A 25,481-nucleotide genomic window follows, 5' to 3' on the forward strand; every position below is an offset into this window, starting at 1 on the left:
CACAGTGGGTTATGACCGAACAGTGGATAAAAGGATGCGCAGTGCAGCGGATCGGATTCCGCGACGGACTGGTGCTGAACCTCGAGGACTACAACGAGCTCGTCATCTCCGCACCCCTGGCCCTGACTCTGCCTGCCACCGAGACCGACCCGCAGGAAGTGGTCACGATCAATCCGACGGACGTGCGCAACCAGGAACGGCCCTTGTTCGATTTCGCCGGCCAGAAATGCACGCACGCCGAGTGGGACGACAACGGCAGCCTGCATCTGGCTTTCGCGGACGGACACCGGATCGACGTGCCCACCGACCTGGAGCACACCTCGTGGGAGCTCTACGGCAAGCACCATGGCTACGCCGCGTGCCTGCCCCGCGGGCATGTGCGCGTGGTCCGGCATGACCTGCCTGACGACCAGTCCGTGAATTGAGCGCGTCCGCCCCTCACCCGAAGGTGTAGTCCTCCGGGTCCACGTTGCGCGTCCAGGTCCAGTAGTCGACCAGACGCCACGGGCTGAGCGTGTAGACGTCGCCGTCGGCGTTCTTGTAGAACGAGTGCCGGATGGACGGCTGGGACCAGACCATGGTGCGCATCTCCGCCTGGCTGCGCTGCACCCAGTCGTCGAGGCGTTCCTGCCGCGGTTCCATCCACCGACCGTGCCCGGACAACAGCAGCTCCAGACACGTTGAGATGTACCGCATCTGGCACTCCGAATGGAAGATCAGGCTGCCGCCGCTCGCGAGATTGGTGCCCGGTCCGTACATACAGAAGAAGTTCGGGAATCCCGGCACGGTGATGCCGAGATAGGCGGTCGGGCGTTCACCCCACTGCTCGGCCAGCACGCGACCGTCGCGGCCGACGACGGCCATGGGCCACAGCACCTTTCCGGCGTGAAATCCGGTGGCATACACGATCACATCCGCAGGGTGCCGCTGCTCGTCGGCCGTGACGACCGCGCCGCGTTCGATGCGTGCGATAGGCGTCCAGATGAGTTCGACATGGTCCTGCTTGAGCGTCTGGAGCCAACTTCCGTTGTCCTGCAATGTCCGTTTGCCGGTCGCCGGGTAGTCCGGGATGACCTTGGCGAGCAGGTCCGGATTGTCACCGATCTGGCCTTTGATCCACTCGGTGAACATGATTCGCGTGACGTCGTTGATCTCGCTCACCGCGCGCCCTTGATCGGGATAGTCAGGATCGACGCGGGCCGCGGCCAAGCCCTTGTCACAGCCGGGCCAAAACAGCAGGAAGCGGTACCAGCGGCCGTAGAACGGCAGGTGCTTCAGCGCCCACTTCACGCCGTCGCCGACTTTTTCGTGGTAGTTGGGGTTGGGGAACATCCATTGCGCGGTGCGCTGAAAGATGTTGAGCGAAGCCACTTTATCGGCGATGGACGGCGCAATCTGGAAGCCGCTGGCGCCCGCGCCGATCATCGCGACGCGCTTTCCGGTGACGTCGACGTCGTGGTCCCACTCGGCCGAATGGAAGGACGGCCCGTCGAAGTCGTCGCGCCCCGGGATGGGCGGCAGATAAGGACGGTTGAGTTGCCCGACGGCGCTGATGACCGCGCGGGCCGACACGGTTTCTGCCGACCCATCCGGCCCACGGACGGCCACCTGCCACGTCGCGGTCGCCTCATCCCAGATGGCGCCGGTGACCTCGGTTTCGAACCGGACGTGCGGGCGGATTTCATATTTGTCCAGGATTCGTTCGAAATACGCCTGCAGTTCGGGTTGTTCGGCAAAGAACTGCGTCCAGTGATCGCTCGGTTCAAAGCTGTAGCAGTAGAAGTGGTTTCCCACGTCGACCCGGGCGCCCGGATAACTGTTGTGCCACCAGGTACCGCCGACACCGGCAGCGCGTTCGACGATGGTGAACGGAATCCCGGCCTCTTTCAGCCGAATCCCGGCGAGCAGTCCCGATTCGCCGCAGCCGATGACGAGCACCGGGAAATCCGTGGTCGATTCGGCGTCCCGGCCGGCAGCGTCAGTCGCCCGGACAGCTCGGATGTCCAACCCGTCGAGCTCCATCTCCTCCAGCACCATCGGGACGTACTCGTCGGGCACCGGTTCGCAGACCAGCCACTCCATCATCTCCTTGAGCAGCTCGGCGCCGACGGGCTGCGGCTCGGGGCAGCCCCGGTCGCGGTAGTCCGCGATCACCGTGAGAGCCAGCGTGCGTACCGCCGCCTTGTCGTCTTCAGACATGTAGCCCTGAACCTCGTTGAGGAAAAGCCCGGCCGGGCGCAGCGCACCGCGGATGAGCTCCGGATCACCCGACATGTGCACCAGCGACAGCATCAGCGTGGGGATGCTGACGTCCAGTAAAGCCCGGGCGATTTCCTCATCGGAGGTCGTAAATGGTTGTCCTGCATGTGGGTTACGCACTCCAACGGCCTATCACGTTCAGCGGATTCTTCGCAGCTGATTCTGCCGCGCCACTGCCGGCCGGGCCTTACGCTCCGAAGATGGCCATAGCGTTACTCGACAACGGCGCTGCGCCGGCTGACCTCGCGCTGTCCGACATCGACCTCAGTTCGATCAAGTTCTGGGGCCGGCGCGACGCGTTCCGGGACGCTGCGTTCGCCACGTTGCGGCGTGAAGCACCCATCTCATTTCACGCCGAACTGGCTCAGGAAGGGTTCGAACCGGGTCCGGGCCACTGGGCGTTGACCCGCTACGACGACGTGTTCTTCGCCAGCCGCCACCCGCACATCTTCAGCTCCGCGGGAGGCATCACGATCCCTGAGCAAGCCCCCGAACTCGCCGAGTACTTCGGATCGATGATCGTGCTGGACGACCCGCGGCACACCCGGCTGCGCAACATCGTGCGCAGCGCGTTCACCCCGAAAGTGGTGGCGCGGACCGAAGCGTCGGTGCGCAACCGGGCGCGCAGCCTGGTCGAGTCGATGATCGAGCGCCACCCGGACGGTCACGGCGACATCGTGGCCGACCTGGCGGGACCCCTGCCGCTGCAGATCATCTGCGACATGATGGGCATTCCGGAGCGGGACCACGAACGGATTTTCCACTGGACCAACATCATTCTCGGCTTCGGTGACCCCGACCTGACCACCGATTACGAGGAGTTCTTCCGCTGCGCCATGGACATCGGCGCCTACGCCACCGCGCTGGCCGACGATCGGCGCGGCCACCCCCACGACGATCTGACCACGGCTCTGGTGCAGGCCGAGGTCGACGGCGAACGACTCACGTCGGGCGAGGTGGCGTCGTTCTTCATCCTGCTGGTGGTCGCGGGGAACGAGACGACGCGCAATGCGATCAGCCACGGGGTGCTGACCCTCAGCCGGTTCCCTGAGCAGCGCGACCAGTGGTGGGCCGACTATGACGCGGTGGCGCCCACCGCGGTCGAGGAGGTCATCCGCTGGGCCTCCCCCGTGGTCTACATGCGCCGCACCCTGACACAGGATTTCGAGCTGAGCCGCGTGAAGATGCAAGCCGGGCAGAAAGTTACGTTGTGGTACGGCTCGGCCAACCGGGACGAGGCGAAATTCGACCGACCCTGGCTGTTCGACGTGCACCGGAACCCCAATCCGCATGTGGGTTTCGGTGGCGGTGGCGCACACTTCTGCCTGGGTGCGAACCTGGCGCGCCGCGAGATCGCCGTGGCGTTCGAGGAGATCCACCGCCGTGTGCCGGACCTGACGGCCACCGACGAACCCGACCGGCTCTGGTCGCAGTTCATCCACGGCATCAAGCGCTTACCGGTGAGTTGGACGCCGCCACGCTGACCGGTTACTGGACGATCAGCACTCCGACCATGCCGGGGTGATACACGCAGTAGTACGGGTAGCGACCCGGTGTCGTGGGAGCGCTGAAGGTCACCTGCGCATTGCCGCCGACCTTGACGTCGAACTGCCCCTTGACCTTCGACGTCACGGTATGCGCGACGTCGTCGCTGTTCACGACGGTGATCTTCGCGCCGGGCGACACGGTCAGCGGGTCACCGAAGTTCAGCGCGGTGATGGTGATCGCCGGGCCCTGCACGGGGCCGGTCACCGGTACCGCACTGGCCGGCGGGGTGCTGTTCGGCGCCGGTGCCGGGCTCGAGCACCCCGCCCCCGCCCCGGTCGCCAGCGACATCGCCACGAGCACCGCCGACATCCGCGTCGCGGTCATGCCAGGTACCTCTCCAGCCAGGACTGCGTCTGCTGCCACGCATCGGCGGCCGCCGCGGCGTTGTACCGCGGACCCGAGTCATTGAAGAAGGCGTGATCGGCGTCGGGCTCCACGATGATCTGATGGGCCATGCCGGCCTGCTCCAGTGCCGCCGCCGCCGCGTCCTTACTGGATGTCACCCGCTCGTCCTTGGCGCCGTAAAATGCCAGCACCGCAGCCTGTTTCGAGCCCGCGAAGTCATGCGGGTCCGGCAGCGGCCCGTAGAACGGCAGCGCCGCCGCCAGCCTCGGCTCCCCGGCGGCCAGCAGCTGCCAGGTGAGCCCGCCGCCGAAGCAGAACCCGATGACCGCGAGCTTGACGCCGGGAGCCCGCCGCTGCAGCTCGTCGAGCCCCGAACGCAGGTCGGCGACGAACTGGTCCGGAGGGATCTTGCCCAGTGCCGCAGTGGCTTCCGCGGGATCTTTGAATGCCGCGGTGCCGCCCTGCGCCGACAGGAGATCAATGCCCAGTGCCGAGTACCCCGTGCCGCCGAAGCGGCCGACGACCGACCGGACCCAGTCGTTCAGGCCCTTGTTCTCGTGGATCACCAATACCGCGCCGCGAGGCTGGGCGGCCCCGGCCCACGCCCCCTGCAGCTTGTCGTCGGCCCAGGTGATCGGCGCCGGCTGCACGGCGTTCTCCAGACCAGGCGGAGGGCCGGGCTCGATCGACGGCTTGCTTGCCGTTGTCGACGTCGTGGCCGCGGTCGGACCGCGACTCTCGCCGCATGCGGCGATCAGGGCGGTCGCGGTCGCGGTGCCCACGCCCAACAGCGCGAGCCTGCGCATGGCTTCCCGGCGGGACAGCAACCCGTCGACATGGTCGGTGGCGATTTCCTCGGCGATGTACCGCTGCAAGGGGGTCACCCGAGTCAGTATCCGCCCTGATCCTGAGGGACGTCCCAGGTTTCCCCTGGACGAGTAGACAATGTTACGAAAGTGTTCACTTTTTCATTGACAGCGGCCTGAGCGGCACGCTTCTATAGCTAGGTGACCTCTGCAACGACGTTCGACACGATCATTCGCAACGGGCGCTGGTTCGACGGAACCGGTGCGCCTGCTGCCGTCCGGGACATCGGAATTCGCGCCGGGCACGTGGTGGAGATCGGGGTGGACCTGGACGAGGCCGGATGCTCGAACGTCGTCGACGCCACCGGCAAGTGGGTGACCCCCGGCCTGCTGGACATCCACACGCACTACGACGTCGAGGTCCTCGCCGGCCCCGGCCTGGCCGAGTCGCTGCGGCACGGCGTGACCACGGTGATGCTGGGTTCGTGTTCCCTCTCGACCGTGCACGTCGGCGGTGAAGACGCCGGTGACCTGTTCGGCCGCGTGGAGGCCATCCCGCGCGATCACGTTATCGCCGCTGTCGACGAGAACAAGACCTGGGACACCGCAGAGGGTTACGTCACCGCACTCGAAGATCGCCCGCTCGGGCCGAACGTGGCCGCGTTCATCGGCCATTCCGACATGCGCACCGCCGTCATGGGTCTGGACCGCGCCACCCGCGAGGATGTCCGCCCGACGCGCGGCGAGCAGGCCGAGATGGAACAGATGCTCTCGGCCGCGCTGCAGGCCGGCTTCGTCGGAATGTCTTCGCAACAGCTGCTTTTCGACAAGATCGACGGCGACACCTGCCGGTCGCGCACCCTGCCGTCGACCTATGCCCGGGCACGCGAACTGCGCCGGCTCAAGACGCAGCTGCGGCGCTCGGGCCGCATCCTGCAGTCCGGCCCGGACCTGCAGAATCCGCTGAACCTGGTGTCCCAGTTGGCCCAATCCCTCGGCCTGTTCCGGGAGAACCTCAAGACCAGCCTGCTCTCCGCGGCCGACATCAAGGCCAACCCCTATGCCATCACCATCATGGGGCCGATTGCCCGGCTGGTGAACAAGCTCGGCGGGAACTTCCGGTGGCAGCATCTGCCGGTGCCGTTCGAGGTCTACGCCGACGGCATCGACCTCGTGGTGTTCGAGGAATTCGGTTCCGGCGCAGCGGCTCTGCACCTGCGCGACGAGGTCGAGCGCAACGAGCTGATGCGAAACGACGACTACCGCCGCCAGTTCCGCAAGGACTACGAGAAGAAGTTCGGCGTCCGGGTGTGGCACCGTGACTTCTTCGACGCGGAGATCGTCGGCTGCCCCGACGAATCCCTGGCCGGCAAAACCTTCGGTCAGGTCGGCGTCGAGCGCGGCCTGCACCCGGTGGACGCCTTCCTGGATCTGGTACTCGAGTACGGGCGCCACCTCCGCTGGCGCACAACAATTTCCAACCACCGCCCCGAAGTGCTGAAGAAGCTGGCCCGCGATCCCGGCATCCAGCTCGGCTTCTCCGATGCCGGCGCACACCTGCGGAACATGGCGTTCTACAACATGGGCCTGCGCCTGCTACGGCACGTGCGCGACGCCGAACGCGCCGGAACTCCCTTCTTGACCGTCGAGCAGGCCGTTCATCGACTGACCGGCGAACTCGCGGACTGGTACCGCCTGGACGCCGGACATCTGCGCGTCGGCGACCGGGCCGACCTGGTCGTCATCGACCCCGAGCGCCTGGACGTTTCGCTGGACGCCTACGCCGAGGATCCCGTCGAGCAGTACGGCGGACTGTCCCGCATGGTCAACCGCAACGACGCCACCGTCGCCGCGGTGTTCGTCAGCGGCCAGCAGGTGTTCCGAGACGGCGTGCCGACCGAACTGGTGGGCACCACCCGTACCGGCCGCTTCCTGCGGTTCGCCCGTCAGACCCCAGCTCTGCCCGTCGCCAAGGAAGGTGAATTCGCCAGTGTCGGTTGAGGATACGATCCACGGATTGTGGCAGGCGCTGTCCGCGCGGGACTGGGAACGGTTGACGGACTTCGTGTCCGACGACTGCATCTACCTGGACATGCCAGTCGGCCCGGCCGCCGCCGCCCGCGGACCCGAGGACATCGTCAAGCGCCTCAAGATCGGGCTGGAACCGCTGGCCTCCTATGAGAACTTCGACGGTCTGCTGCTGACCAACGGCGCCGACGCCATGTACGAGCATCATGAGGAATGGCATTGGGAGACCGGGGAATCCGCGGTACTCAAGTTCGTCACGGTGCACCGCGTGGAGAACGGCAAGGTGACGTTGTGGAAGGACTACTGGGACATGAGCGCGCTGTCCAACTTCGCGCCGCCGTCCTGGCTGGAGAACTTCGCGACCGCTGACATGTCGTGGATTTTCGACGCGACGGGCCTGGTCTGACCGCCGCGCCGCTCAGAGGGTGATCTTGCAGGCCTGACCGATGTCGAGGGTGCGCAGCATCCGGCCCATGCCGAGCCACATGGCACACGACAGCGCCAGGTCGGTCAACAGCTCGTCGCTGAAATGCTCTGCGGCGCGGGCCCAGAAGTCTCCGTCGTCGCGCAGGCCGGTGTGATCGGTGGCGAAGCGGTAGGCGAACTCGGCCGCGATGCGCTCCTGGTCGGAGTAGCCGGGCCAGGTCTGCCAGACGCCCGCATGGTTGTAGAGGTCCTCGTCGACGCCGGCCCCGGGACCCGCTGCGTCCCGGGTGTTCTGACACGTCACGCATTCGTTGTCGAGCGCGATCACCGCGCGCGCCAGTTCGCGAACCCGTAAGGGCAAGCGGCCCTTGGTGTACACCGCGTGGGTGAAACCCGCCATGGCCGTAGCGATGTCGGGTGACTTGAGCACCCAGGCGGTTACGTCTTCGTCGGTGAAATCTCCGATTCGGCTCACTTTTCGCACGCTACGCCAAGACTGAAACAAGTTCTAGTTTTTTCACCGATGAATCGGTCTCGGATGCACCAACGACAACGGCCCCGCCCCGAAGGGCGAGGCCGTAATCGCGACACCGGTCTATGACGGCGGCCGCGACACACACTGGGCCGCGTAGAGCTGCTCACCGAGCTTGTCCATCAACTCCAGCTGGGTTTCGAGGTAGTCGATGTGGCCTTCCTCGTCCGCCAGGATGGCCTCGAAGATGTTGGCACTGGTGGCATCGCCCTTCTCGCGGCACATGATGATGCCTGGCTTCAGCCGGTTGACCACTTCGTACTCGATGGCCAGGTCGGCCTCGAACTGCTCGCGCAGCGTCTGCCCGACGCGCAGCGAGAACAGCCGCTGGTAATTGGGCAGGCCGTCGAGCAGCAGAATGCGATCGGTGAGCGTTTCTGCATGGCGCATTTCCTCGAACGACTCTTCACGGGTGTGCTTCGCCAATTCGGTGAAGCCCCAATTGTCCTGCATTTTGGAGTGCAAGAAGTATTGGTTGATCGCGGTGAGTTCACTGGTCAATTGCTCGTTGAGCAATTTGAGAATTTCGGGGTCGCCTTGCATTTCGGCTCCTTAAACACCATCGGGGCTGGGTCAAGTGTCACTGGCGCGGAACAACGTGGCGCCTTGTGCAAACCTAGTGCAGCGGTCCCCTGCCGGCGACCGGATCGCCCCGCGTTTCCGCCGCGATTCTGCCGCGCCTGCCCGATTTCCCGATTCGCAACTCCGGCGCTGGCCAGCAGCTATGGACTGGCTGCCCTAAGTAAGGTTAGACTGCACTAACCGCCGCGGGCCGCCCGTCCGCGGTCCCCGCGACCCCGAATGGCAGGACCGATGAGCGAGCAGCCGTTGCACTCGCTGATCTTTGCCGCCGATTATCGCGTCGACGACGTGGAAGCGATGTGGCGGCGACTGAAGTCGCACCGATCGATTCTGACGGAACTCTCGGCACACCACGTCGTCGTGTATTCGTCCTTGTGGGAGCCAGGGCGGGTATTGGCCACCGTCGGTATTCGCAATGCGAATTCTGTGCGCGAAGTCTTGCGCTCACCCGCGGTATTCGAATTCTTCGATGCGTCCGGCGTGGACGACATCCCGGCGGTATTCGCCGGTGAGGTGGTCGAAAAGATCGACCTGGCCGAACCGCCCCCAGGCGAGCATGCCGTTGCGTCCGTCATCGTCGGTGTCGTCACCGCGGTCGAGGACGTCCCCGCCCTCATGGACAAGGTGCACGATGCCGCCGGGCGCTTCCGGGATGCCGGTGTGTGCAAGGTCTGGGTGTACCGGGCCTTCGATGACGGCCACGAGGTGCTGATCCTGCAGCAGATCGAGAGCGAAGCCGCCGCGCGCCGCTGGATCGATCACCCCGACGCCGCTGCCGAATGGATGTCGGCGGCCGGCTTCGGTGTCTATCCGACGGTTTTCGTGGGCACCCTGGCCCACCTCACGTCGGTCGAGTCGTTCGACGAGGAGGCCGGCTGATGTTCGTCTGCCTCTGTACCGGAGTGACCAGTCAGGTCGTGACCGAGCTGGTCGCCGACGGTGCAACAACCTCGAAGCAGATCGCCGAGAAATGCGGTGCGGGCCTGGACTGCGGCCGCTGCCGGCGGACGGTGCGGGCCATCATCGAAGCGGCCCGCACCGACTGCCCGGTGCACAAAGCGGGTTAGTTCTTACGCCCCACGAACGCGCTCAGCGCGTCGGCGTTGGCAGCACCACCGAGCAACTCGGCGAACTGCCCGGACTCCCGTTGCGTCGCCGCGACGATCGCGTCACGCGTCGGCTCGACCATCGCGTACTTGACCGCCATCAAGCTCGAAAGTGGCCGCGCTGCAATGATTTCCGCGTGCCGGCGAGCTTCCGGCAGCAGGTCGTCGGGCTCACACACGCGCCACACCAGACCCATGCGCAGTGCTTCCTCGGCACTCACCCACTCCGACGACAGCAGCAGCCAGGCCGCGTTCTGCCGGCCCATCAACCGCGGCAACAGGTATGACGACGCCGCCTCCGATGCCACCCCCAAGCTGGTGAACGGGCATTTGAGCCGCGCGGTCGTCGACATGAACGCCAGATCGGCGTAGCCGAGGATGGTGGTGCCGATTCCCAGACCGACCCCGTTCACCGCACAGATCAACGGCTTCGGGAACGCCGTCAGCGCCTCGATCAGCCCGGGAAAGCCGTACTCCCCCATCTGATACTCGGGATTGGTGACCATCGCCTGCATCTCGACGAGGTCGTTGCCGGCGCTGAAAGCCCGCCCGGCGCCGGTGAGCAGGACGACCGAGACCTCCGGATCGGCCGCGGCCTCCCTCAACGCGATCGTGGTCGCGTCGTACAGCGCCTCACTGAACGCGTTGAGGGCGTCGGGCCGGTTCAGGGTCAGGGTGCGCACCCGGTTGGTGTCGTCGATCTGCACGAGCGCGGCGGTGTCGGTCACAGCTTGTCTCCAAACGGGTTTCGTATGACGTAGCGGCTGGTGGGCACGGTGTCCACGTTGACGTTGGCCCCGAAGGCCGACGTGCTCGCGGCCATCTTGCCCGCGCGGTCGGCCAGGTCGGCGTCGTCAGCAGCTCCGAAGAACGCGTGCAGGCTGGTGGTCGCCTCGATGGGGAACAACTCCTCGACGATGGCGCCGAGCTGCGGGGCATCGGGCGTCAGCGCACGGACCACCGCGTTCTGCGTGTAACCGAACGTGGACTGGGTGTCGATCGCGATCTGAGTGTGGTCAATGTGCCAGCGGCGGAACCACTCCCGTTCGTCCATCCCGTCCGGGCGGCGCAGCAGCGCGACATTCGCGAGGCCTGTGGTGCGTTCACCGAGGACGATGGCCGGACCGGCCATCGGGACCGATTCGGTCACCAGGTAGGCCGCCAACTCGGTGCACTCTGTGCGCAGGCGGTCCAGTACCGCGGTCATCTGCGCCCCGTAGTACTGCTGGGTCCACACGCTGATCACCGCCACCACCGGCGGTTCGAGCGTGGTCAGCACCATGAGCGAGTCCCGCACCGGGGCGTCTTTGACGTTGACCGCCAGGCCGGGCACGCCCAGCGCCAGCAACTCATCGGCGACCTCGGTGCGCAGACGGGCACACCAGGCGTCGTCCGCCGCGGCACGCCGGAGCGTGACCATGACCTTCTCCATGGAACCTCCCGGTCAGTCCCGCGCCCAGCGCGGTGTGATGAACACGCCCTCGGCCTCGACCGTGACGCCCTCGGCATCGGCGATGTGCCCGACGGCGTATGTCTTGATGCCTTCGGTCCGGACGATGCGGGCCTCGGTGTGCAGATCACCCAGCCGCGTCATGCGCCGGTAGCGCATGGTGAGCGTGCCGGTCAGTCGCGGTTGTCCCGGCAGGCTCGCCCCCTCACCCAGCACATGGTCGAGGATCATCGCCGACACTCCGCCGTGTACATGCCCCGGCGGGCCCTCGTACGCGGCGCCGAGATGAAAGTCGGCCGACACGCTGCCGTCCTCGGCCCGGATCAGTTCCACCGGCGCCGCAATCGGATTGCGCACCCCGATCACCGCGTTGCCCCAGGGCATTTCACTGCCCTGGGCGCCGAAGCGGATGCCGAACGAGCCCTCGAGCTGGTTGGCCCGCAGCTGGGCGGTGGCGGCGTCGATCTCGGCCTTGACGGCGGCAACGGTGTCTGCGCCGGTTTCGGTCCGGATGGTGGCATCGATCAACTCGCGCACAGACTGCGTCAACGGTTCATAGATGGCCCGCATCCGCGCGACCTCGTCGGCGCTGAGCTTCTGCAAGGTGTCCTCGAGCACCCTTGAACTAGAACACGTTCTAATCATGCTGTCGAGGGTGGGGTCGGTTCCGCCATGAGCCCTGTTCCGAGTCCCAACCGTTAGCCAACTGCGACATCACTCTTCGGTATCGGCAACCGCAGGTCAGCACTCTGGGTGCTTCACTAGTAACACGGGAGCCTGCCGTTACCCCCGAGACGGCAGGCTCCCGCTTTTGTGCGCGAATCACGGTCGCCACATAGTGTCGTCGCGGTGAGCGAGGCACCGTCCATGCGACCGATCATTCGCGGCATCCTGCTCGATGTCGCACCGCCGCTGATCGCGTACTACGGACTGCGCGCCGCGGGCGTCTCGGAGTATGTGGCCCTGCTCACCGCCACCGTGCTGGCCGGCGGCAAAGTCGCCTACGACGCGATCAACGCTCGCCGCCTCGATCCGTTCGCCGGCTATCTCATGCTCAACTTCGGGCTGAGCCTGGCCGTCGGGCTCAGCACGTCGGATCCGCGAATGCTGCTGGCGGGCAACACGTTGGTGGGCGGCCTCGGCGGCGTGGTCTTCCTCGGCAGCTGCGTGGTCGGCACGCCACTGACCCAGGTCGTCTCGGAACGGGTACAGACCGGACAACCCGACACCAGCCCGGCTGCGGTCGCCTATCGCCGGCGAGTGCACATTCTGCTCTCAGCGATGTGGGGCATCGGGTTGCTCGTGGGAACCGCACTCCATCTGGCAGTCATCTTCTCTGCGTCGGTGGACGTCGCCAATGCCGTGACCTCGGTGTTGGCGCTGGCCACCACCGCCGTGCTCATGACGGCGACGTTCATCGTCGGCAAGCGGGCCAGAATCCGGTGGGAAGCGCGGGAACAGCGCGGGCCGGTGGCCGTGGAACAAATCGAGACCCCCAAAGGTTGAGCGCAGGAGATTCAACTTTGGAGGTACGGATGTCTGACGCCACAACAGCGCCCATCGCTGTTCCCGTCCTGTTTGTCACCGAGCCGATCGTCCTGCCGGGCATGGTCGTGCCCATCGAACTCGATGAGGCCGCGCGGGCCGCGGTCGATGCGGCCCAGGCCGCCGCTACCGCCGGCGAGGCCGGCAAACTGCTCATCGCGCCCCGCCTCGACGACCGCTACCCCACCCACGGCGTCCTGGCGTCGATCGTCCAGGTCGGCCGGATACCCAGCGGCGGTGCCGCGGCCGTGGTCCGCGGTGAGCGACGTGCGCACATCGGTTCCGGCACGTCCGGCCCGGGCAGCGCCTTGTGGGTTCTGGTCGACGAGGTCGAGGAGCCCGCTGCCACCGAGGAGACCCGGACCCTGGCAGCCGAATACAAGAAGCTGCTGCTGGCCATCCTGCAGCGGCGGGAGGCCTGGCAGATCGTCGACGCGGTCAACCAGATCAGCGAGCCGTCCGCGGTGGCGGACACCGCGGGTTACGCCTCGTACCTGTCCGACGTGCAGAAGCGCGAACTGCTGGAGACCGAGGACGTGAGTCGTCGCCTGAGCCTGCTCATCGGATGGACCGGCGAGCACCTGGCCGAGGTCGAGGTCAACGACAAGATCGCCGAGGACGTCCGCGCGGGCATGGACAAGCGGCAGAAGGAATTCCTGCTGCGCCAGCAGCTGGACGCCATCCGCAAGGAGCTGGGCGAACTCGACGGTTCTGCGGGGGCCGAGGAACCCGCTGACTACCGGACCCGTATCGAGGCGGCCAATCTGCCCGAGAAGGTGCGCGAAGCCGCCCTGCGCGAGGTCGGCAAGCTGGAACGCTCCAGCGAGCAGACCCCGGAAGGCGGCTGGATTCGTACGTGGCTGGACACCGTCCTGGACCTGCCCTGGAACGAGCGGACCGAGGATTCGACGGACCTGACGGCCGCTCGCGCGGTGCTGGATGCCGATCACCACGGTCTGGACGACGTGAAGGACCGCATCGTCGAGTACCTGGCCGTGCGGGCCCGTCGCGCTCAGCGCGGCATGGCCGTCGTCGGCGGGCGCGGCTCGGGCGCGGTCATGGTGCTGGCCGGTCCGCCCGGCGTCGGCAAGACGTCGCTGGGCGAGTCGGTGGCGCGGGCCCTCGGCCGTAAGTTCGTCCGCGTGGCCCTGGGCGGCGTGCGCGACGAGGCCGAGATCCGCGGGCACCGTCGCACCTACGTCGGTGCGCTGCCGGGCCGCATCGTGCGGGCCATCGGCGAAGCCGGTTCGATGAATCCCGTTGTGCTGCTTGACGAGGTCGACAAGGTGGGCTCCGACTACCGTGGCGATCCGGCAGCGGCACTGCTCGAGGTGCTGGACCCGGCGCAGAACCACACGTTCCGGGACCACTACCTGGACCTGGATCTGGACCTGTCCGACGTGGTGTTCCTGGCGACGGCCAACGTCATCGAGAACATCCCCTCGGCTCTGCTGGACCGCATGGAACTGATCACCCTCGACGGCTACACCGAGGACGACAAGGTCGCCATCGCCCGGGATTACCTGCTGCCCCGGCAGGCCGAACGGGCGGCGTTGACCACCGACGAGGTGACGGTGACGGACGCGGCGCTGCGCAAGATCGCCGCGGACTACACCCGCGAGCCGGGTGTCCGGCAGTTCGAGCGACTGCTGGCGAAGGCGCTGCGGAAGGTGACCACGCGGCTGGCATCTGGTGCCGACGCGGTGACGGTAGACGAACCGGACCTGGTCGAGTACCTCGGCCGTCCGCGATTCCTGCCGGAGTCGGCGGAGCGCACCGCGGTGCCAGGTGTGGCGACCGGACTGGCCGTCACGGGCATGGGCGGCGATGTGCTCTACATCGAAGCCGGCTCGAACGACGGAGAACCGGGCCTGCAGTTGACCGGCCAGCTGGGCGACGTGATGAAGGAGTCGGCGCAGATCGCGCTGTCCTACGTGCGGTCGCACGCGGCGGAGCTGGGTGTCGATCCGACGGCGCTGGATCGTCGCATCCACGTGCACGTGCCCGCGGGCGCCGTGCCCAAGGACGGTCCGTCGGCTGGCGTGACCATGGTGACCGCTTTGGTGTCCATGGCCACCGGACGGCAGGTGCGTTCCGACGTCGGGATGACGGGCGAGGTCACGCTGAACGGGCGGGTGCTGCCCATCGGTGGGGTCAAGCAGAAGCTGATGGCAGCCCAACGTGCCGGGCTGACAACAGTCTTCATCCCGTCACGCAACGAGCCCGACCTGGACGATGTGCCGGCCGAGGTCTTGAACGCACTCGATGTGCGGCCCATGACCGACGTCGCGGACATCATCGCCCAGGCGCTGGAGCCGGCGGCGGAGACCGCCACGGTGGCTGCCTGACAACTGAATGACGCGAGCGGACCCAAATGCTCCTGTTCACCTCATGGTGGTGGGACTTTTGGGTCCGTTCGCGTTAGATGGGCACATGCCCAACCTCAATGAGCTCAAGCGGCGTGTGGTCCACACCGTGCAGCGACGCCTGGTCAATCCGGTGGGCCGGCAGCTGCCGGTGACCATGCTCGAGACCATCGGGCGCAAGTCCGGCGAACCCCGGCACACCGCGATCGGCGGTCGGGTCATCGACGGCGCCTTCTGGCTGGTGTCCGAGCACGGCGACCACGCTGACTTCGTCCGCAACATCAAGGCGAATCCCGCTGTGCGCGTGCGTATCAACGGCGAATGGCGCAGCGGCACGGCGCACCTGGTGCCCGACGACGACCCGGTCGCCCGGCTGCGTCAACTTCCACAGCTGAACAGCGCCGTCGTCCGGGTGATGGGCACCGACCTGCTGTCGGTCCGCGTCGACCTGGACTGAGTCTCAGGCGATGTCGGCCGACGGCGACTCGTCGGCCAGATTGATCGCGCGGTGCTCGATGAGTTCGTGGATGCGATCCGGGCCCAGCCGGGCCCGGAAATCCTTCACCGTGTAGCCGACGACGACTCCGTCGGTGAGCGCGCGGACCGTCGCCGTGCGCGGTATGCCGAACAGCGGCCCGATCTCGCCGAAGTACTCACCAGGCCCGGCGGTGAACAACAGCATCGTCGCCCCGTCGGGCATCTCCCGGGTGATCTCGAAGCGGCCCTCCTTGACCACATAGATCAGGTCGCCGATCGTGGTCTGCTCGAACACCAGGTCGCCGGCATCGAGCTCGAATACCTCGGGCTCCCGCTCGGTGCTGGCGACAGTCGGGACAAGCTCGACGACGCGGTCCGCCAGCGGCAGCATGCGGCTGTCATGGGTGGCGACCACCACGACGCGATCGTCGGCAAGCTCCCGGATGAGCCGCAGCACCTCCTCGACCTGGATGAAGTCCAGGTGCGCCGTCGGCTCGTCGGCCAGGATCAGCGGCGGGTCCAGTGCGATGGCCCTGGCCACCGCGACCCGCTGCTGCTGTCCGCCGGACATGTCACCGGGGCGGTGTGTCATCCGATGCGACAGTCCGACGCGGTCCAACAGTTCCGCGGCGCGCTGCCGGGCTGCGCCCCGGCTCATACCGGCGGCCCGCATCGGCACCATGACGTTCTCCGCGGCGGTCAGGCTGGGCACCAGGTTGAACGCCTGGAACACGATGCCGACGGTGTTGCGGCGGTAGTCGGTGAGTGCCTTGGGCCCGAGTGCGGTGACGTCGATGCCGTCGAAGAGGATCCGGCCCGACGTGGGCTTGAGGATCCCGCCCATGCACGAGAGCAGCGTCGTCTTCCCACAACCGCTGGGTCCCAACAGGATCGCCAGCGATCCGGCCGACAGCTCGAGCTCGAAATTGTCGATCGGCCTGACCTTGTCGGCGGACTTGCCGTATTCAACCACCAGGTCGCGAATCTGTAAGCCGCTCATGGTCTATGGCCCCCCGAATGCCATCGCTGGATCGATTGTCACCGCTCTGCGCATGCCGGCCAGGCTGGCGATCAGTCCGATGGTGATGGCCACGACGGGCAACAACAGGTAGGCCCCGGCCGGGACGTCCACCCGCATCGGGAACATGGGCCCGAGCAGCATGGCCAGAAGGACTCCGATCGCCGCGGAGCAGACGGCCACGAACACGGCCTGCATCGCCAGCCCGGCCATCATCGATTTCGTCTTCACCCCAACGGCTTTGAACACCGCGAAGTCCCGGGTGCGTTCCATCGCGGACATGTAGATGAACATGCCGATGATCGTCGCGGCCACCACCCAGAGCAGGACGGCCATGATGCTGATGGCATCAACAGCGACCTTCAGCGGCCGCATCATGTCGTCGATGGCACCGCGACGGTCCACCAGACGGTAGCCGTCGAGCGCCTTGGTCGGGTTACCCCGGATTCCGACCGACGCGATGACGGGCTGCCCGCCGTACACCAGCCGTTGCGCGCCCACCGTCGTCAGGAACAGGTTGGGCTGCTGCGCCAGCACGGTCGAATTGTTGACGATTCCCACCACCTGCAATGTGTGTGAGGCGATGTGCATCTGGTCGCCGATCTTGCGGCCCAGGGTGGACGACACCGCGATCTCGTCGGGTGTGGCGGGCGCGCGCCCCAGGGACATCGCCGGCATGCCGGGCCCGGCGGTGGGTGCACCGAACAGGTTCATGGTCCGCGGCGTCCCGTTGTCGAGGGCCGTTGTGCCCGCGTAGACCACCGCTGCGGCAGCCTGGACGCCCGGAAGTTTCTGTGCGCGTTCGACTTCGGTCTGGGCGAACGGTGATGAACCCAGAAACGGGCCCGCCGCGCCGTTCTGGATCATGAAGTAGTCGATGCCGAGCGAATTGACGGTGTTACCGGCCTCCACCCGGAAACCGTTGGCCAGTCCGGTGAGCACCAACGTCATCGCGAACACGAACGAAGTTCCGACGACCGCGATGAGAAATCGGCGCCGCCGCCACTGCAGGTCCCGCAACGCCGCGATCAGCACCTGAGGAATCTAACGTGTTCGCTGACTGTGCAGCAGCAAGATAGCCAAAGCCGACGGCTGATTAGTGCGAGACTGGCCGCATGGCCTTTGACGAGGATCTGGCCCACCGGATCCGTGAACTGCTCGGCCCGGTCGGCGGCGTCGACGAAAAGCGGATGTTCGGCGGGCTCGCGTTTCTGTTGAACGGCAACATGTCGGTGGCAGCCAGCCGAGATGGTGGCCTGCTGGTCCGGGTTGCGCCCGACGACACCGAGACGTTGCTGCGACGCCAACACGTCGACTCGATGGTGATGGGCGGCCGCGAGATGCGAGGTTGGCTGCGGGTCGCGCCCGACGGGCTGAAAACCAAACGGCAGCTGCAGGGCTGGGTCGACCGCGGCGTCGGGTACGCGGCCGCACTGCCACCCAAGTAGCGTTTGCGCACCGCGCGGATGGGTATGCGTGGAGGTATGGCACGGGATCGTCAGGTCGTCGCGCGGTTGCTCGACGCAGCCGGTACCACGTATGCCGAGGATGCCGGGATCACGCTCCGCGACAAGCCGATGCCGCTGTTCAAGCTGCTGTCGCTGTGCATGTTGGCCAGCAAGCCCATCTCCGCGGACACCGCGGTGGCCGCGGCCCGTGAGTTGTTCCGCGCTGGGATTCGCACTCCGGCGGCCGTGCTGAAGGCTGACCGCAGTGACATGATCGCCGCCTTTGGTCGCGCCGGCTACGCCAGGTACGACGAGAGTTCGGCGACCCGAATGACCCGTATCGCGAACCGGGTCAACGATGAATACGGCGGCGACCTTCGCAACCTGCGGGTCAGGGCCCACCACGATGTGGCGGCGGCGAGTAAGGCCTTGCAGGGATTCGACGGCATCGGCCATACCGGCGCCGACATCTTCCTGCGCGAGATCCAGGACGTCTGGACCTGGGTGCAACCGTATTTCGATGAACGCGCACTGTCCACGGCGAAGGAGTTGGGGCTGCCCACCGAGGCACGGAAGCTCGGGAGGCTGGCCCCCAAACACAATGCGCGACTCGCCGCCGCACTCGTCCGGGTATCGCTCGACGACACCCTGCGCCGACGTATCGAAAACTGATTTCTGAAGTACTGATTCACATCTCGACTACCGAAGGGAAGACTCGATATGGCCGGCTCACCCACATTCGTGATCATCGGCGGCGGGCTGGCCGGCGCCAAGACCGCGGAAGCCCTGCGCACGAAGGGTTTTGAGGGACAAGTGGTGTTGTTCGCCGCCGAGGACAGATTGCCCTACGAACGTCCGCCGCTGTCCAAGGAATTCATGGCCGGCAAGAAGACCCTCGAGGAATTCACGGTGCAGCCGAAGAGCTGGTATGCCGAGCACGACGTCGATCTGCGGCTCGGCACGGAGGTGACCACCCTTGACCGCACCGCGCATATGGTGGCCTTCAACGACGGCGATCACGAACACTACGACAAGTTATTGCTGGCCACCGGATCCCGCTCGCGGAAACCGCCGATCCCCGGTTCGGACGCCGACGGCGTGTACTTCCTGCGCACCGTCGACGACGCCACTGAGTTGCTGGCAAAACTCGGCAACGGACGGCGGCTGGCGATCGTCGGCGGCGGCTGGATCGGGCTCGAGGTCGCAGCCAGTGCGCGCGGACTGGGCACCGACGTGACAGTGGTGGAATCGGCCGCACTACCTCTGCTGGCCTCGTTGGGCCGCGAGGCCGGTGAGGTGTTCGTCGGCCTGCACCGGGACCACGGCGTCGACCTGCGGTTGAGCACCGCAGTCGAGGAGATCACCACCGCTGGCGGCAAAGCCACGGGACTGCGACTCGGCGACGGGTCCACTGTCGAGGCCGACGCGGTTCTCGTCGCGGTGGGCGCCACGCCGAATGTCGAGTTCGCCGAACGCTCGGGACTGGTGATCGCCGACGGCGGTATCGCGGTCGACGAAACATTGATGACCAGTGACAGTGACATCTACGCCGTGGGTGACATCGCGGCCGCGGAACATCCGCTGTTCGGGGTCCCGATCCGCACCGAGCACTGGGCCAACGCCCTCAAGCAGCCCACGGTCGCCGTCGATGGAATGCTCGGTACCCCAAGCAGTTACGACGAGCTGCCGTATTTCTTCACCGACCAGTTCGACCTCGGAATGGAGTATGTCGGCTACGCACCGCAGTATCAGGCGTCGATCACCCGTGGCGATCTCGGCACGCGCGAGTTCACCATGTTCTGGCTCGACGGCGGGCACCGGGTACTGGCCGGGATGAACGTCAACATCTGGGAAGGCCTCGACGACATCAAGAAACTCATCAGATCCCGCCGCCCGGTCGACGCCGGAGCGCTCGCTGATCCGTCGGTTTCGTTGTCGACCTTGACTGGGTAGCGCGTTTCCGTTTTTTGTCGGACCCTTCTGCTTTGATGGTGTTATGTCCACCGCTGCAACATCTTTGGATGCACCGGTGTCGCCGTGTGAGCGTCTCGAGGCGTTCTTCGCCGAGATCGGGGAGTTGACCGGTCAGCGCAACGCGATCGACGGACGCCTCGTGGAAATCGTCGCCGAGATCGACCGGGACGGGCTGTGGGGTGCCACCGGGGCGCGCTCGATCACGTCGCTGGTGGCGTGGAAAACCGGGGTGACGCCACGCAACGCGGAGGTCATGGTGGCGGTGGCGCACCGGATCGAGGAGCTCCCGCGCTGCGCCGAGGCGATGTCTGAGGGCCGGCTGTCGCTCGATCAGGTCGGCGTCGTGGCCGAACACGCCGCCGACGGTTCTGATGAGCATTACGCGCAGTTCGCGGAAAGCGCCACGGTCACCCAGCTGCGCAAAGCCGTGAGCCTGGAACCGCGCCCGGACCCCGGACCGAAGCGTGAGCCGCCGCGGTCGATCAGCAAGACCACGCACGATGACGGGTCCACGACCTACAAGATTCGGCTACCGAAGCTGGAGGCCGCGAAGGTCGATGCCGCGCTGGCCTCGCATCGGGATGCGTTGGTCGCGGACTGGAAGCGCGACCACGAAGGCGTCGAGCCCGGCGAACAGGTGCCGCCGTTCCCGAACGGTGTGGACGCGTTCATGAGCGTGATCGACGCGGGTTGGGACAGCGATGTGGCGCGCCGTCCGCATGGTCAGCACACCACCGTCGTAGTGCATGTGGATCTCGACCATGACAGTGCCGCGTTGCATTTGGGTTCGGTGCTCACCGATGAGGAACGTCGACTGTTGTTGTGTGATGCGACCTGCGAGGTGTGGCTGGAGCGGCACGGTCAGCCGGTCGGCGTCGGGCGGACGACCCGCACCATCAGCCGCCGGTTGCGCCGGGCCCTGGAACACAGGGACCGCTGCTGCCGCGTACCGGGGTGCGGGGCCACCCGAGGATTGCACGCGCATCACATCATCCACTGGGAGGACGGCGGCGTCACCGAACTGCACAACCTGGTGCTGGTGTGCCCGTATCACCACCGCCTGCACCACAGGGGCGGCATCACCATCACCGGACCCGCCGACCGACTGGTGGTCAACGACAGAACTGGTAGGTCGCTGCATGGTGGGTCGCTGGCACGGCCACCCACCACAGCACCACCGCACGTGCCGCTGTGTCCCGGACCCACCGGGGAACGCGCCCAATGGTGGTGGTACCAACCATACGAACCACCAGCCACACCGTCCACCAACTAGACGGGCCGCCCGCGACGCCTAGCATCGGTAGGTCGATCAGGGTCGACACCTCACAAATGCCGGCGACGGAGCGTCTACAGAGTGTGAAAGCCAAGCCGCCTTTTGAGACCGTGGTACGTCACCACGGCCCCACGGTCTTTCGGGTCTGTTGCGCCGTCGTCGGCGCTCTCGACGCCGACGACGCCTGGTCGGAAACCTTCCTGGCGGCGTTGAAGGCCTATCCCGATCTTCCGGTGGACGCGAATCTCGAGGCCTGGCTGGTGACCATCGCGCACCACAAAGCCATCGACATCACCAGGACCCGCACGCACCAGCCGATCCCCATCGACGTCGTACCCGAGCCACCGGGACCGCCCGAGACCCGCGACTTCGAGGATCTGGCAGCCGCGGTGGACAGCTTGCCGCCCAAACAGAAGCACGCCGTGGCGTACCACTACCTCGCAGGCCTGCCCTACAACGACATCGCCGAGATTCTCGGCGGCACCGCCGCGGCAGCCCGCCGCGCCGCCAGCGACGGCATCGCGACGCTACGACGGACCTACCTCGGCGAGCTCGTCGAGGTCGCCGCGCCGCTGCAGAACACAGGAAGGAGCCCGCGATGATCAACGGCGAGAACATCGTCAGTGGCCTGGCGCGCACCACCGACATCGGTCCGAACGAGATGGCTGAACTGCACAGCCGGCTGGCCGCCGCGGCGGAGCGCGACGGCGTCCTCGACATCGCCTACCGCACCGTCGACAGCCCTGTCGGACCGCTGCTGCTGGCTGCCACCGACCGGGGCCTGATCCGTGTCGCCTATGCCTGTGAAGACCATGACGCCGTGTTGCAGGAGCTCGCCGATAGGGTGAGCCCCCGCATCCTGCTGGCACCGGCCCGGCTCGACGCCGCTGCCCGCGAACTCGACGAGTACTTCGCCCGGAGCCGCCGTACCTTCGACGTACCACTGGATTGGCAGCTGGCCGCCGGGTTCCGCGCCGCGGTGCTGCACCACCTGCCAGAGATCGGCTACGGGCAGACAGCCAGCTATGCCGCCGTCGCCGCGTTGGCCGGCAGCCCCAGGGCGGTTCGCGCAGTCGGCACGGCATGCGCGAAAAACCCTCTGCCCGTGGTGGTTCCGTGCCACCGCGTGGTCCGCAGCGACGGCGGGATGGGCGGCTACCTCGGCGGTCCGGAAGCCAAGCGGCTCCTGCTTGATCTGGAGGCCGCGGCGTGAGCATCTGGCAGCAGCGCGTCGCCGGCACCGACTGGAACGGCGTCCGCACCGAGCTCGAGACCGTCGGCGCGGCGCTGACAGGACCTCTCGTCACACCGGCCGAGGCAGCCGAACTGGCGGCGATCTACCCGGATAAAGCCCGGTTCCGGTCGACCATCGACATGGCGCGCTATCGGTTCGGCGAAGGCCAGTACCGCTACTTCCACCGGCCCTATCCCGAGGTCATCACCGAGCTCAAGTACGCGCTTTACCCTCGGCTCCTGCCGATCGCCCGGGACTGGTGGGCCAGGTTGCGTCGTGACCCACCCTGGCCCGATAGTTTCGATGATTGGTTGGCCACCTGTCACCGGGCGGGGCAGACGAGAACGACGGCGTTGCTACTCAAGTACGGCGCCGGCGGCTGGTGCGCGCTGCACCAAGACCTGTACGGGGACCTGGTCTTTCCACTCCAGGTGGTCATCAACTTGACCCGGCCCGACATCGACTACACCGGCGGCGAATTCCTGCTGTACGAGCAGCGACCCCGCGCTCAGTCACGCGGCTCCGCCATCTCGATTCCGTTCGGGCACGGGCTGGTGGTCACCACCCGTGAGCGCCCGGTGCCGTCCAAACGAGGCTGGGCCATCGGCCCGGTGCGTCATGGCGTATCCACCCTGCGCTCGGGGTCTCGGATGACGCTCGGGCTGATCTTCCACGACGCCGCATGAGCACGTACACGCTCACCGGCGCCGACGGCCGGCCGTATGTGAGTGCGACACCCGGGCGGTTGGGAGGCCATCGCCGCCGGATACCGCCCTTGCGCGGTGTGCCTACCCGAGGAATACGGACGGTGGCGGGGCCAACCGTGTGACCTGGACCTTTGGCACCTACCAGTACACTGACGACAGATGATCGACGCCTCGGCAGCCGCCGCTGTCCCCTGCTTATCGCACGGCTCACCAGCAGTGCGGCATCCGCGTGTCTACATCGATGTGGCCGTGGTGGTCGCCGTACTGGTCGCCACCAATCTGCTTGCCCACTTCACGACGCCCTGGGCGAACATCATCGTAGTGCCGCTCGCGGCGCTCGCCCTGGTCGCCCTGGTCCGGAAGCGGGGACTGGGATGGACCGAGCTCGGCCTCGGCCGTGCACATTGGCGGACCGGCATGCGCTACGCGCTCGGCGCGATCCTGCTCGTCGGTTCGGTGATCGCCGTCGGCGTACTGCTGCCGTGGACCCGGCCGATGTTCCTCAACAACCACTACGCGACCATCTCCGGCGCCCTGCTGGCCTCGATGATCGTCATCCCACTACAGACCGTCATCCCCGAGGAGCTGGCCTTCCGCGGCGTACTGCACGGCACCCTCGACCGGGCGTGGGGCTTCCGCGGCGTGGCCGCTGCTGGTTCGCTGCTGTTCGGGCTCTGGCACATCGCCACCTCACTAGGCCTGACCAGCAGCAACGTCGGATTCACCCACGTGCTGGGTGGCGGCGTGGCCGGCATGATCGCCGGGGTGGCCATGGCAGTCGTCGCGACGGCTGCCGCCGGGTTCGTCTTCACCTGGCTGCGACGCCGGTCCGGCAGCCTGCTCGCCCCGATCGCCCTGCACTGGTCACTGAACGGCATGGGTGCCCTCGCCGCGGCCGCCGTCTGGCACTTCAGCTAGGACTGGCCCCCTAACCGTCACCAGATCGCTGCAGTTCAGACCTCGTGCTGACTCCTCGAAACGGGCTAGCCTCGAGATGTATCAGTCAATCGAAAGGTCATGACAATGATGCATATCGTCTGGTTGATTCTTCTGGGCCTCGTCGTCGGAGCCATTGCCCGGTTCGTCGTACCCGGGAAGGACGACATGGGGTGGATTCTCACATGCGTGCTGGGCATCGCCGGGGGCTATGTCGGCGGTACGTTGAGCAGCATCGTCTACGCGCCTCACAAGCTCGACTTCCGCCCGCCGATCCAGCACTCGTTCTGGGGCGCACTGGTCGGTGCGGTGATCCTGGTGCTCATCTACCGCTTCGTGAAGTCGAAGAGTTCGGCCTAGAACTCGCGCACAAAGTATTGAGGACCGCGCCTGGTTGGGCGCGGTCCTCAATACTTTTCGCGACTACCCGCCGGGGGTCATCTCCGGCGGCGCATTCGTCACCGGCACCGGCACACCGACCATCGGGTGGGCGGGGTCGGCCGCCTTCGGCGGGGCGTTCGGATCGACCGGAGGCGGTGGCGGCGGGTTCCACGGGCGGATCGACTGGGCCAGTGTCACCGCGGCGGCCTTGTCCACCGGGTGGTTGCCCGAACCCAGCCACACCACGAACCACCGCTGAGGGTTGCGCTGGCTGCGGATGGTGGCGTCCGGTGGCGGGTTGCCGACCACGCCGGCCCAGATCTGACCGTTCGGCTTACCGGTGTCGGTGAACTTCACCTCGTAGAACGACGCCGCACCCGGCATGTTGCCTGCGGTCAGCGCGGTGGTCTCCTGGCCGATGCGGGTGCCCGGGAAGGGCATGAAGAACTCACCCATGTCCGAGGCCAACCGGTTGGCGGCCTTGCCGTTGTCGGACTCGGCACCGGCGAACAGCTTCAGATCCAGCCGGCCCAGCAGAACGCTGGTGTCACTGGGAGCCTGTTCCGAACCGGCGGCCGGAACCCGGGTCAGCAACGCCTGGCCGTACGACAGCTGCGTCGCATCGGCGATCTTCCAACCCTGGGGCACAACGTAACTGAATCCACCGGCGTCATTGTTGACGCGGCCGGGCTCAGGCGCGGGCGCCGGAGCAGCAGCCGGGGCAGCAGGTGCGCCCGGCGCGCCCGGCGCCGCGGGAGCAGGCGGCGGCGCGTTGGGGTCTGCCGGAGGCGCTGCCGGGTCGGCTGCGGGCGGCAACGGGGCCGGCGCGTCAGCCGGCGGGGCCGGAACAGGTGCCGGTTCCCCGGCCGGAGCCGGGGCCGGAGCGGGTGCCGGGGCGGGCGCCGGGGGTACCGGATCGGCGTATGAGATCGCGCTCGGCAGGGCGATGGCCGCGGCCGCTGCACCTGCCACCGCGGCAGTCAGTGATTTCGGAAGACGTTTGCGGGCTGGTGTCCGCGCATCCGGGTGTCGCATGGGGA

The 25,481-nt window shown here is 66.8% G+C and carries 29 protein-coding genes; 18 read left to right on the forward strand and 11 right to left on the reverse strand.

Going from position 1 to position 25,481, the window contains the following annotated elements:
* The first annotated feature begins 11 nt into the window (after positions 1 to 11).
* On the forward strand, positions 12 to 425 hold the full coding sequence (locus ACX12F_RS15015) for a DUF6188 family protein (protein ID WP_459365356.1): 414 nt from the start codon (positions 12 to 14) through the stop codon (positions 423 to 425).
* Positions 426 to 438: 13 nt separating this feature from the next.
* Here the strand turns inward: ACX12F_RS15015 and ACX12F_RS15020 are convergent, their stop codons facing one another.
* Entirely contained in the window at positions 439 to 2,379 is a 1,941-nt protein-coding gene (locus tag ACX12F_RS15020) for a flavin-containing monooxygenase (RefSeq protein ID WP_459365357.1), read from the reverse strand.
* An 80-nt stretch (positions 2,380 to 2,459) separates the two neighbouring features.
* Here ACX12F_RS15020 and ACX12F_RS15025 point away from each other — a divergent pair, with 80 nt between their 5' ends.
* Positions 2,460 to 3,743, forward strand: coding sequence for a cytochrome P450 (locus ACX12F_RS15025; protein ID WP_459365358.1), 1,284 nt, complete (start codon positions 2,460 to 2,462; stop codon positions 3,741 to 3,743).
* Between the two features lie 4 nt (positions 3,744 to 3,747).
* On the opposite strand, the gene ACX12F_RS15030 is transcribed toward ACX12F_RS15025, so the two are convergent.
* Positions 3,748 to 4,131, reverse strand: a complete 384-nt coding sequence (locus ACX12F_RS15030; protein ID WP_459365359.1) for a cupredoxin domain-containing protein — start codon at positions 4,129 to 4,131, stop codon at positions 3,748 to 3,750.
* Entirely contained in the window at positions 4,128 to 5,036 is a 909-nt protein-coding gene (locus tag ACX12F_RS15035) for a dienelactone hydrolase family protein (protein WP_459365360.1), read from the reverse strand. Before ACX12F_RS15035 ends, ACX12F_RS15030 begins: the two co-directional genes overlap by 4 nt.
* A gap of 123 nt (positions 5,037 to 5,159) precedes the next feature.
* On the opposite strand from ACX12F_RS15035, the gene ACX12F_RS15040 reads away from it, so the two are divergent.
* Both ACX12F_RS15040 and ACX12F_RS15045 read left to right on the forward strand, forming a co-directional pair.
* Positions 5,160 to 6,959 carry an N-acyl-D-amino-acid deacylase family protein gene (locus tag ACX12F_RS15040; protein WP_459365361.1) on the forward strand — a complete coding sequence of 600 codons (1,800 nt, stop codon included), beginning with the start codon at positions 5,160 to 5,162 and terminating at the stop codon, positions 6,957 to 6,959.
* Positions 6,949 to 7,392 carry a nuclear transport factor 2 family protein gene (locus ACX12F_RS15045; RefSeq protein WP_138230842.1) on the forward strand — a complete coding sequence of 148 codons (444 nt, stop codon included), beginning with the start codon at positions 6,949 to 6,951 and terminating at the stop codon, positions 7,390 to 7,392. Before ACX12F_RS15040 ends, ACX12F_RS15045 begins: the two co-directional genes overlap by 11 nt.
* A 12-nt stretch (positions 7,393 to 7,404) precedes the next feature.
* Here ACX12F_RS15045 and ACX12F_RS15050 read toward each other — a convergent pair whose 3' ends face one another.
* Positions 7,405 to 7,887: a carboxymuconolactone decarboxylase family protein gene (locus tag ACX12F_RS15050; protein WP_459365362.1), complete on the reverse strand. Its 483-nt coding sequence runs from the start codon at positions 7,885 to 7,887 to the stop codon at positions 7,405 to 7,407.
* 120 nt (positions 7,888 to 8,007) lie between these two features.
* Entirely contained in the window at positions 8,008 to 8,487 is a 480-nt protein-coding gene (bfr, locus tag ACX12F_RS15055) for a bacterioferritin (protein ID WP_267317631.1), read from the reverse strand.
* A 270-nt stretch (positions 8,488 to 8,757) separates the two neighbouring features.
* On the opposite strand from bfr, the gene ACX12F_RS15060 reads away from it, so the two are divergent.
* Together ACX12F_RS15060 and ACX12F_RS15065 are read left to right on the forward strand one after the other, a co-directional pair.
* A complete protein-coding gene (locus ACX12F_RS15060; protein ID WP_459365363.1) occupies positions 8,758 to 9,405 on the forward strand; it encodes a fatty-acid--CoA ligase in 648 nt (215 codons plus the stop codon).
* Positions 9,405 to 9,593, forward strand: a complete 189-nt coding sequence (locus tag ACX12F_RS15065; RefSeq protein WP_061001233.1) for a (2Fe-2S)-binding protein — start codon at positions 9,405 to 9,407, stop codon at positions 9,591 to 9,593. The genes ACX12F_RS15060 and ACX12F_RS15065 overlap by 1 nt, the downstream gene beginning before the upstream one ends.
* Here ACX12F_RS15065 and ACX12F_RS15070 read toward each other — a convergent pair.
* From ACX12F_RS15070 to ACX12F_RS15080, 3 genes are read right to left on the reverse strand one after another with little or no spacing between them, the layout of a single operon-like run.
* Positions 9,590 to 10,360 (reverse strand): enoyl-CoA hydratase/isomerase family protein, encoded by a 771-nt coding sequence (locus ACX12F_RS15070; RefSeq protein WP_459365364.1) that lies wholly within the window; start codon positions 10,358 to 10,360, stop codon positions 9,590 to 9,592. The two genes, ACX12F_RS15065 and ACX12F_RS15070, sit on opposite strands and share 4 nt — an antisense overlap.
* Positions 10,357 to 11,064, reverse strand: a complete 708-nt coding sequence (locus tag ACX12F_RS15075; RefSeq protein ID WP_459365365.1) for an EthD domain-containing protein — start codon at positions 11,062 to 11,064, stop codon at positions 10,357 to 10,359. Before ACX12F_RS15075 ends, ACX12F_RS15070 begins: the two co-directional genes overlap by 4 nt.
* 12 nt (positions 11,065 to 11,076) lie before the next feature.
* Complete coding sequence (locus tag ACX12F_RS15080; RefSeq protein ID WP_459365366.1) at positions 11,077 to 11,727, reverse strand: PaaI family thioesterase; 651 nt, start codon at positions 11,725 to 11,727, stop codon at positions 11,077 to 11,079.
* A gap of 204 nt (positions 11,728 to 11,931) precedes the next feature.
* On the opposite strand from ACX12F_RS15080, the gene ACX12F_RS15085 reads away from it, so the two are divergent.
* From ACX12F_RS15085 to ACX12F_RS15095, 3 genes are all read left to right on the forward strand, one after another.
* Positions 11,932 to 12,588, forward strand: a complete 657-nt coding sequence (locus ACX12F_RS15085; protein ID WP_459365367.1) for a VC0807 family protein — start codon at positions 11,932 to 11,934, stop codon at positions 12,586 to 12,588.
* Positions 12,589 to 12,617: 29 nt separating this feature from the next.
* Complete coding sequence (gene lon, locus ACX12F_RS15090) at positions 12,618 to 14,975, forward strand: endopeptidase La (RefSeq protein ID WP_459365368.1); 2,358 nt, start codon at positions 12,618 to 12,620, stop codon at positions 14,973 to 14,975.
* A gap of 85 nt (positions 14,976 to 15,060) precedes the next feature.
* Complete coding sequence (locus ACX12F_RS15095; protein ID WP_459365369.1) at positions 15,061 to 15,450, forward strand: nitroreductase family deazaflavin-dependent oxidoreductase; 390 nt, start codon at positions 15,061 to 15,063, stop codon at positions 15,448 to 15,450.
* Positions 15,451 to 15,453: 3 nt separating this feature from the next.
* On the opposite strand, the gene ACX12F_RS15100 is transcribed toward ACX12F_RS15095, so the two are convergent.
* Together ACX12F_RS15100 and ACX12F_RS15105 are read right to left on the reverse strand one after the other, a co-directional pair.
* A complete protein-coding gene (locus ACX12F_RS15100; protein ID WP_459365370.1) occupies positions 15,454 to 16,470 on the reverse strand; it encodes an ABC transporter ATP-binding protein in 1,017 nt (338 codons plus the stop codon).
* Positions 16,471 to 16,473: 3 nt separating this feature from the next.
* Positions 16,474 to 17,523: an ABC transporter permease gene (locus ACX12F_RS15105; protein WP_459365371.1), complete on the reverse strand. Its 1,050-nt coding sequence runs from the start codon at positions 17,521 to 17,523 to the stop codon at positions 16,474 to 16,476.
* A gap of 80 nt (positions 17,524 to 17,603) precedes the next feature.
* Between ACX12F_RS15105 and ACX12F_RS15110 the strand changes: the two genes are divergently transcribed.
* From ACX12F_RS15110 to ACX12F_RS15150, 9 genes are all read left to right on the forward strand, one after another.
* On the forward strand, positions 17,604 to 17,936 hold the full coding sequence (locus tag ACX12F_RS15110; protein ID WP_459365372.1) for a TfoX/Sxy family protein: 333 nt from the start codon (positions 17,604 to 17,606) through the stop codon (positions 17,934 to 17,936).
* Positions 17,937 to 17,972: 36 nt separating this feature from the next.
* Positions 17,973 to 18,608, forward strand: coding sequence for an endonuclease (locus tag ACX12F_RS15115; RefSeq protein WP_459365373.1), 636 nt, complete (start codon positions 17,973 to 17,975; stop codon positions 18,606 to 18,608).
* 48 nt (positions 18,609 to 18,656) lie between these two features.
* Complete coding sequence (locus ACX12F_RS15120; protein WP_459365374.1) at positions 18,657 to 19,889, forward strand: NAD(P)/FAD-dependent oxidoreductase; 1,233 nt, start codon at positions 18,657 to 18,659, stop codon at positions 19,887 to 19,889.
* Between the two features lie 43 nt (positions 19,890 to 19,932).
* Complete coding sequence (locus ACX12F_RS15125; RefSeq protein WP_459365375.1) at positions 19,933 to 21,183, forward strand: HNH endonuclease signature motif containing protein; 1,251 nt, start codon at positions 19,933 to 19,935, stop codon at positions 21,181 to 21,183.
* Positions 21,184 to 21,239: 56 nt separating this feature from the next.
* Positions 21,240 to 21,785 carry an RNA polymerase sigma factor gene (locus ACX12F_RS15130; protein ID WP_459365376.1) on the forward strand — a complete coding sequence of 182 codons (546 nt, stop codon included), beginning with the start codon at positions 21,240 to 21,242 and terminating at the stop codon, positions 21,783 to 21,785.
* Positions 21,786 to 21,844: 59 nt separating this feature from the next.
* Positions 21,845 to 22,396, forward strand: a complete 552-nt coding sequence (locus tag ACX12F_RS15135; protein ID WP_459370360.1) for a methylated-DNA--[protein]-cysteine S-methyltransferase — start codon at positions 21,845 to 21,847, stop codon at positions 22,394 to 22,396.
* Positions 22,393 to 23,103, forward strand: a complete 711-nt coding sequence (locus ACX12F_RS15140; protein ID WP_459365377.1) for a 2OG-Fe(II) oxygenase — start codon at positions 22,393 to 22,395, stop codon at positions 23,101 to 23,103. Before ACX12F_RS15135 ends, ACX12F_RS15140 begins: the two co-directional genes overlap by 4 nt.
* 180 nt (positions 23,104 to 23,283) lie before the next feature.
* Positions 23,284 to 24,042, forward strand: coding sequence for a CPBP family intramembrane glutamic endopeptidase (locus ACX12F_RS15145; protein WP_459365378.1), 759 nt, complete (start codon positions 23,284 to 23,286; stop codon positions 24,040 to 24,042).
* Positions 24,043 to 24,147: 105 nt separating this feature from the next.
* A complete protein-coding gene (locus tag ACX12F_RS15150; protein ID WP_459370361.1) occupies positions 24,148 to 24,420 on the forward strand; it encodes a GlsB/YeaQ/YmgE family stress response membrane protein in 273 nt (90 codons plus the stop codon).
* Between the two features lie 63 nt (positions 24,421 to 24,483).
* Here ACX12F_RS15150 and ACX12F_RS15155 read toward each other — a convergent pair whose 3' ends face one another.
* Positions 24,484 to 25,476, reverse strand: a complete 993-nt coding sequence (locus ACX12F_RS15155; protein WP_459365379.1) for an APA family fibronectin-binding glycoprotein — start codon at positions 25,474 to 25,476, stop codon at positions 24,484 to 24,486.
* Positions 25,477 to 25,481 lie beyond the last annotated feature (5 nt).

Source organism: Mycolicibacterium sp. HS_4_1, from assembly GCF_054515875.1.